Source organism: Streptomyces sp. V3I8, assembly GCF_030817535.1.
GTDB lineage: Bacteria > Actinomycetota > Actinomycetes > Streptomycetales > Streptomycetaceae > Streptomyces.
In genome coordinates this window covers 14452-22336 of the sequence record NZ_JAUSZL010000002.1, presented here as the reverse complement: position 1 = coordinate 22336, position 7885 = coordinate 14452, and the positions used below count along the sequence as shown (strand labels likewise).

The window sequence follows — 7885 nt, the reverse complement described above, 5'->3', positions numbered from 1 at the left end:
CCACCGGAACCCGTCACGACAGGAGAGAACGACATGGACGAGAACACCCGCCACCAGGTGCTGCGCAACGACGAGGACCAGTACTCCCTCTGGCCGGTCGACGTCGAGGTCCCCGCGGGCTGGCAGCCCGTCGGGAAGGAGGGCACCGAGGAGGAGTGCTCCGCCTACGTCGACGAGGTGTGGACCGACATGCGCCCGCGCAGCCTGCGCGAGCGGATGGAGAACGCGGAGTCCTGACCGCCGTCCGCTGCGGAGCCACGGCCCCGGTTCCAGGGGGCGCCGGTCACCGCCCTCCTGGGACCGCGGCCGTGGCGTACCGACCGATCACTCACCGATCACTCCACCGATCACCCACCGGACACCCCCGTCCCGTCTCAGAAGTCCACCGCAGAAGTCCACCGCAGGAGTCCACCGATGACGCCCACCCTGAAAACCGAACGGCTGGATTTCAAGCCCTACCGCTTGGAGGACGAGAGCCACTTCGTGGCCCTGCTGCGCAACGAGGAGGTGTGCCACTGGATGGGCCAGGACATGGTGCCCGAGGCCGATCTGCGCACCGCGTTCCGCGCCCTGCTCACCGACGTCTACCCCACGCGACGTTTCGACGTGTGGGGGGTGTGGTGGCAGGAGACGTACATCGGCCACGCCGAGGTGAAGAAGACCGGCAACGTCGACGGCCACGAACTCATCGTCGCCCTCGCCCCCGCTTACTGGGGGCAGGGCATGGGCACCGAAGTCGTACACGGCCTGCTCCGCCATGCCGCCGACAACCTCGGGCTGAAGGAGGCCTACGGCATGGTGGGCGCCGGGAACACGGCGAGTCTCGCCCTCTGCCGGCGACTGGGTTTCCGGCCCGTGCGGGAGGTGGTCGGCGAGGACGGCACGGTGACCCAGATGGTCGTCATCTCCACCACGGAGGCGACCTGACGGCATCGGCGGCTTCCTCCGGTGGTCCTTACACCGGGTCGATCCGGAAGACGCTGCCGCCGATGGCGAGTACGTACAGTTCGCCACTGCCGCCCTGAGCGAAGGAGATGACCTCGCCACCGTTGACTCCGAGGTCGTTCACGCCCGTAACCCTGCCGTTCTTCAACCGCAGGGAGCGAACGGTGCCGTCGCAGTAGTCGCTGAACACGTACTGCCCCCTGAGGGCGGGGATCGCCCTGCCCCGGTAGACATAGCCGCCGGTCACCGAGCAGCCGAGGCCGGTGCGGTCGTACTCGTGGATCGGCCGCACGTGGTTCGCGGGTTCCGTGCGGCCACGGAAGGGATGGCTGCCCTCCATCTGGGCCCAGCCGTAGTTCTCCCCGCCCCCGCTGCTCGCCGGGGCCCAGTCGATCTCCTCCCAGTCGCTCTGGCCGACGTCACCGATCAGCAGGTCGCCCGTGCGCGCGTCGAAGGAGAACCGCCACGGGTTGCGCAGTCCGTACGCCCAGATCTCGGCTCTCGCGTTCGGGTCGTCCACGAACGGGTTGTCCGACGGGATGGCGTACGGCTTGCCGCCCCTCGGGTCGATCCGCAGGAGTTTGCCGAGCAGGGTGTCGAGGTTCTGTCCGTTGCCGTGCGGGTCACCGCCCGAGCCGCCGTCGCCGAGCGCGATGTAGAGGTAGCCGTCGGGGCCGATCTTGATGTCGCCGCCGTTGTGGTTCGCGTAGGGCTGCGTCTGGGTGAGGACCGTACGCCGGGTGTGCGGCTGGATCCTGCCGTGCCGTACGGCGAACTCGTCCACGGTGCTGGTGCCTTCCAGATTCGTGAACGAGATGTAGAAGTGCGCGAACTTCTTGTCGAACGCGATCCCGAGCAGCCCGCGTTCGCCGTCGGTGGTGGTCTCGGCGCTGATGTCGAGGACGGGCCCGCCGAGACCCTTGTCGTCCAGGACCCTCACCGTGCCCGCGCGTTCGGCGATCCAGAGCGTTCCTCCGGGGCCGGCGGCGCCGGCCGTCGGATTCCGGGCCGTGGCCACGTTCGTGAGGGCGATCTTCGCCGCCTGTGCCTGCCGTGGGGCGACCGGTTCGTCGGCCGACGCCGCGGTCAGGACGAGGGAGGCGACGAGACAGATGGTGCCGACGATCGCCGAGCTTCTGGTGCGAACTCTCACCGTGTTCCTCCTGGAGGCGGTGCATCGACAGGTCGCGCGGCTGCTGCTGACCACGGATGAGGATAGTGGGACGGAGTCGCTTGGTATAGACCAGCCGCGCCGGATGCCAGGGGGAGATGGGGCGCCCCCTCGGCCGGCAGCGATCTCGGTGCCCGCGAAAGCGGGGAAATGGCGGGCCTGTTCGCGTGCCTCGGGGGCGGGGCGCAGGACGACGCGTCGGCGGTCGTTGCTCTCCCTCCGGCGGACCCGGCTCGGACTGATGCCGCGCAATCTGCTCGGCAAGGCCCCCACCTCGTTGCTCCTGGCCCCCTTGACCCGAAGCTCACCCGGGTCGCCGACGGCGACGGCCTCGATGCCGGAACCTGAGAACGCGTACGCCCCGCACCCGCACCCGCACCCGCAGGTGATCGCCCGCAGAGGGGCGCACCCGTCAGCGTGTCCAGGCGGGCGCCTCTCCCCTCCAGCTCAGAACGAGCAGGATGTCGTCGAGCGTGCCGGAGTCGAACAGGGCACGGGCGTCGGCGTCGAAGCGGAGCTGCCAGTCGCCCGCCGGGCCGGTCCCCAGGAATCCGGTCCACGCCGTGGCATTGCCGCGCCGGGTGCCGGCGATGCCGTCGGTCGCCGTCGCCGTGCCGCCGATCGCACCGCGGGACAGCGAGATCACGGTGTCGGGAACCGTCGTGCCGCTCGCCAGGCGAACGGCGACGGCCGAGGTGGTGAGCTTGTCGATCCCGGTCGGGAAGTCGACGTCACGCAGCGGGAGCGTCACCGACCTGGTGGCCGGATCGGCGGGGCCGGCCGGGTTGTTGAGGTCGTACCACTGGTCGGGGAAGTCCCTCGCCAGGCTGAACACACAGTCGGCGCCACGGTCCCGGTCGGCGTTGAGCCTGGTGACCACCTGGTCGCGGTAGGTGTCGTCGTACGCGGCGGTGTAGTCCACCGTGACCAGCAGGTCGACGATGGTGGAGTAGTCGAGCGGATTGGCGGCGGGCGGCAGCCGGAACTCCCAGCTGGTGTCCACACCGCTGCCCTCGAACGGCAGCAGCATGTCCGACTGGGCGTCGAACTCGAACACCCCGCTGGCGTTGACCGGAGACGTCAGGGCGACGACGCCCGGGTCGCTGCGCACCACGACCTCCTGGAACGTGCCGTCCCGGCCGGTGGTGACCCGGGAGATCCCGTTGGAGTAGAGAGTGGCGCGGATGCCCCTGTCCGGCGGCACCAGCGCGACGAGACTGGTACGCATCTGGCGGACCAGCCGCAGGTAGTGACCCGGGAAATCGGCGTCGAACAGGGCCGTGGGAGTGGTGAAGGCGAGTGTGCCGGTACGGCGGAACCGGAGGAACTCCACCGGCATCAGACGGGCCAGGGAGAAGGTCTGCGAGAGGTTCAGGCGCCGCCGCGCGGAGCTGAACGCGTACTCGTCGAGACGGGCGAGGTCCTGGGCGAGTTGTTCCGCGCCGGTGAGTCCGTGCCGGTCGGGGCCGGCGTTCGACGTCATCTCGGCCGGCGACTGACCGTAGTCCTGACGGATCAGGACCCGGGCGGCCTCCGCCCGCTCGAAGGCGAGCTGGGCCTGCGCCTGCCGGGCGGTCGCGGTGGCCTGCTGCAGGAAGTACCGGTACACCCCGCCGAGGGTGTTGCTCATCCAGAGGTACAGGTCGGCGTTGGTGAACTGGCCGTTGAGGAAGGTCAGCGTGGCCGTCGCCTGGTCGTGCTGGAGCGTCGCGACGTCCTGTTCCCGCCGGGCGATCGTGACCTGGTCGTTCGCCACGGTGATCTGCGCGGCGGCGATCTGCGTGTCCTGCTGGGCGGCCACCTGCTGTCGCCGCCACTCGTCCTTGCGCTGCTCGATGCCGGCCTGCAGCTGGTTGGCCTGCAGCTGTGCCTCGAGGTGGTTCTGCTGGATCTGGAACCCGCCCTTGACGGCCGCGGTCGCGCTCATCGCGATGGCGAGGGCCTGCCGGGCGCCACCGCTGAAGATCGCGTCCATCATGCTGGCGCCGGACGACGCCGCCTGCGCGACGGCGAGCGCCGTGTCCGCCACGGTGATCGCGTCCCTGATGTCGCGCATCTCGCCGTAGTCGTCGAGCAGGTCCTGCTCGTACTTGTTCGTCGGCGCGTCGAGAGCGGCGGCATAGGACGCGGTCATGGTGACGGCTTTCGTCAACTGTGCCGTGGCGGCCGTGACGGCGTCGTTGGCCTCGTCGAGCCGGCCGAGCGCCACCCTGGTCTGCGCCGCGCTCAGGTCGATCGCCTTGAGGGCGTCGTACACACGCAGGTTGCGGTCGTCGTACTTCTCCAGGGCGGAGAGGTAGCCGGCCTCCATCTGGGCGGCCTGGGCGACGAGTTGCCCGGCCCGCTCCAGCAGCACCTTGAAGCGGTACGGGGTCGGCCGGCTCACCGTCGCGGCCGCCAGACCCTGGGTGCGCGGCATACCCGCGATGTTGCGCCCCTGGCGGAGCTTGGCCAGCTGCATGTCCACCCTGGTGCGCAGCGTGCGGACCTCCGGGACCGGAAGCGCCGGTTCGCCGAGGTTCGTCGGCGTCTGCGGTACCAGGGCCGCGGAGCCGAGCAGCCGGCGAGCGGCGACGTAGAGACTGCGGGCGTGCGCGACCGATTCGTCGGTCTCCCGGCTGAACTCCGCGTCGGCGTAGTCGAGATGGCATCCGATGATCGACAGCAGCGTGTACCGGGTATAGGGCTTGGGACGCTTCGCGGACGCCGAGTCCGCCAGCGCGAACGGGTCGAGGTTCGCGGTCCAGTTGGCCGGAAAGGCCAGGTCGGGACCGGACAGCGTCTCGCTGTTGATGCGGCTGTAGATCGAGGTCGGCGCGGTGAGGTCGTAGGGGTGGACGATCCAGTACCAGTCGAGTGCGGCCCGGTGGTCTCCGGCCGCCTGCAGGCGCTGCGCGAGCAGCATCGGAACGGCCCAGAAGATCTCCCGGTTGTCGGCGTGGCCGGTCGTCGGAGTGCTCTCGACACCGGCCGACAGGTTCGCGAGGGCGGTCTGGTGGGCACCTCTGCGCTGCGGGTCGAGATAGGTGTACGGGGAGGGGAAAGTGATCCTCTTCGCCGCCAGGTAGTCGGCCGCCAGCTTGACGGCCGTGCCCGCGGTGAACGTGGTTCCCGGCGCGCTGACCTGCGCGAAGAGAACGTCCAGCGGCAGCGTCGGGGTGCCCGGCGTCATGGTCCTGGCGCTCGGGACGAGCAGGGTGGGATCAAGGTGCCGCTCGGGGAACAGGAAGGCCGTGGTGGCCGCCTGCCAGGTGCCCTGCTCGCCCATCCACGCCCAGGCGGCGGCGAACGTGTCGGGTCCGTTCTTGAGCGTCCAGCCGGCCGCGGGATGGTCCGGGGCCAGCTCGCCCGACCGCTTCGCCGACAGCAGCGACTGCACGCTCTCGACCGCTTGCCCGATCCGGGTCGTGCGCAGCGTCCCTCCGGCGAGCATGTCGACGAAGAACCGCGCCGACATCGACTCGCCCGCATCGCCCGCCGTGGTGGCGGTGGCGGCCAGGTCCGCGAGCAGCGCGTCGCGCAGGACGGGCAGCGCGGCCTGTTCGGCGGCCGCCACGGCCTGGGCGCTGGCTTCGCCGAGCTCCTCGCGCTGCGCGATCCTGGCACGCAGCACGGACTGCCACTCGGCCCGGGCCTCGCCCCCGGCGCGGTAGGGGTCGGGCGTGGGACCGGCGCCGCCGGCGACGAAGAAGTCCGGCGAGAGCACGAAGCCCGACTCCGCCACCCGCCAGGCCGGGTACAGCTGCCGGCGCTTGTACGCACCGGTGAGAACGGCCAGGCCGTCGTCCCACTCGGCGGTGGTGACCGTTCCGGCGGCGGCCAGCGCGCTCAGCCGCTTGAGATACAGGAAGCCGGCCCGGAGCAGGCCCCGGGCGGCCAGGGCGCCGCCGATGTCGACGCCCTGCGCGTCCTGGGCGCCCAGGGCGGCCAGATCGAGGCCGGGCTGCGCCAGCGTGAGCATCGCGGTCAGTGCGGCCGCCGGGGTCTTGCCCGTCCTGAGGGCCGACAGGGTCGCCCGGTACGTGGCGAGCGCCTGGGCCCGGTCCGTCAACAGCTTGCGGATGGGGTCGCCGGTCGGTCCGCCGATCACGTCACCCGCGTTGATCACGTCGGGGTCGGCGAGCACGGCGAAGGCCCGCGGCGCATCCGGGTGCTGGTCCTGTCCGGCCCAGGCCAGCGACTGGGCGGCCAGCCGCCAGCCGAGCAGCAGTGGCACACCGGGGACGCGCAGCGGGTCGGACGCGGTGGTCGACGGAAGGCCGAACAGCGTCTCCAGCGCCGCCTCGGTGATGGCGGGACCGTCGATGAGCAGCTGGTCCAGTTCGTCGGGCGCCGTCGACGAGAGCGGGATGCCCAGCCGGGCGGCGAGGGCCCGGCGGGTCGCGGTGTCGGCGCCCCGGACCAGCCGCAGTTCCGCGTACGACGTTCCGGCGGCGGCGAGCAGCGACGCGTAGGCCGTGGTGCGGTACCGCAGTTCCAGGCTGCCGCCCGGGGCCGTGGGGGTGCCCGTGGCCGCGATGCGGGCCCGCAGGACCTCGACGGGTATCCGCAGTTGGTTGACCTCGTGGCCGCCCAGGTCGGCCTCGGCCGACAACGGCTGGCTGAGCCGGTCGAGAGGCTGCCCGAGCGCGGCGACCAGGGTGGCGGTGTCCAGCGGCGCCGCGGGCGGGCCGGGCACGGTGACCTGCTCGTGCGCGAAGGACAGCAGCGCGGCGAGATACTCGCGCTCGTCCAGCCGCTGCTCCAGCGTCCCGGGCACGTACGAGCTGATCACCGTCGCCTGTACGTCCTTGGCGGCGACGTTGCCCACATTGTCGGTCGCCCACAGGTAGACGGTGTGCGCACCGAACCCGGTCAACGGGACGTCCGCGGTCCAGTTCCTCCAGTCGTTGCCGGCCCCCGGCTTCGCCGGCGTCCTGGTACCGGTGGGGGACAGCGCCCACTCCACCTTGGCGCTGCCGCCCGTCATACCGCTCTGCGCGTCCGGCGCCGTCCCCTGCAGAGGTGCCGTCGCGCCGCCCTTGCTGTCGCCGAACACGGTGACGGGTGCGACCTGCAGGTTCGGCGGTGAGGCGTCGCGGCCGGTGACCGTACGGGTCTGCGTGGCGGTGAGGCCGTCGGGATCGGTGCAGGTGATCGTCACGGTCCGCGGCCCCAGCGGCATGGGCAGCAGGCTGACCGGTATCTGGTACGAGGTGACGCCGGCGTACGTCACCGGCATGGTCGTGCCGTCCCGCGTGACGGAGACGGTGAGCGGAGCGACCTGGGCGCGGGTGACGTTGAACTGGAGGTTGACCTGGCCGCTCCCTTCGAACAGGTCGACCGTGCTGCCGGCGGCGGGGGCCGTCCAGGTGAACGCCGGCGGCAGGGCGGCCTGTGTCTGCACGGTCTGGGAGCTGCTGAGCGCGACGGAACTGGCGGACCACACGTCGGGCCACTGCTCGGGGTACGGGACGTAGAAGGAAATCGCGTGGTAGTTGACGGTCACCTGGACCGGGACCTGCGCGCCCGGCGCGACGGACGCCGACAGCGGGACCTGGGCCGTCCACGCCCCGCCCGAACCGGTCGCCTGCACCGCGGGCTGCCCGGCGACGGACACCATGACCGAGTTGAGGATGTCGTAGGGGTCGTGGTCACCGCTCTGCGCGACGAGCCCGTTCACCTGGGCGGTCACCACCACCGTGCGCCGTACCACCGCGTTCGCGGCCGGTCCGTTGATCTGTACGGTAACGCTCACGTTCGTGTCTCCATCTGCTTGTTCACGCGCCG

4 protein-coding genes are annotated in these 7885 nt (G+C 71.1%); 2 read left to right on the top strand and 2 right to left on the bottom strand.

Annotation, left to right across the window (positions count from 1 at the left end):
- Nucleotides 1–33: 33 nt before the first annotated feature.
- Nucleotides 34–237, top strand: coding sequence for an MbtH family NRPS accessory protein (locus QFZ75_RS00375; protein ID WP_307533112.1), 204 nt, complete (start codon nucleotides 34–36; stop codon nucleotides 235–237).
- A gap of 177 nt (nucleotides 238–414) precedes the next feature.
- Nucleotides 415–927: a GNAT family N-acetyltransferase gene (locus QFZ75_RS00370; protein ID WP_307533110.1), complete on the top strand. Its 513-nt coding sequence runs from the start codon at nucleotides 415–417 to the stop codon at nucleotides 925–927.
- Nucleotides 928–955: 28 nt separating this feature from the next.
- Here QFZ75_RS00370 and QFZ75_RS00365 read toward each other — a convergent pair whose 3' ends face one another.
- Entirely contained in the window at nucleotides 956–2098 is a 1143-nt protein-coding gene (locus QFZ75_RS00365) for a sorbosone dehydrogenase family protein (RefSeq protein WP_307533108.1), read from the bottom strand.
- A gap of 430 nt (nucleotides 2099–2528) precedes the next feature.
- Entirely contained in the window at nucleotides 2529–7853 is a 5325-nt protein-coding gene (locus tag QFZ75_RS00360) for a neuraminidase-like domain-containing protein (protein ID WP_307533106.1), read from the bottom strand.
- Nucleotides 7854–7885: the final 32 nt, after the last annotated feature.

What these genes read in the sequence shown, in the direction of transcription:
- QFZ75_RS00375 (WP_307533112.1), top strand. Translation starts at nt 34, where the DNA reads ATGGACGAGAACACCCGCCACCAGGTGCTGCGCAACGACGAGGACCAG.
- QFZ75_RS00370 (WP_307533110.1), top strand. Translation starts at nt 415, where the DNA reads ATGACGCCCACCCTGAAAACCGAACGGCTGGATTTCAAGCCCTACCGC.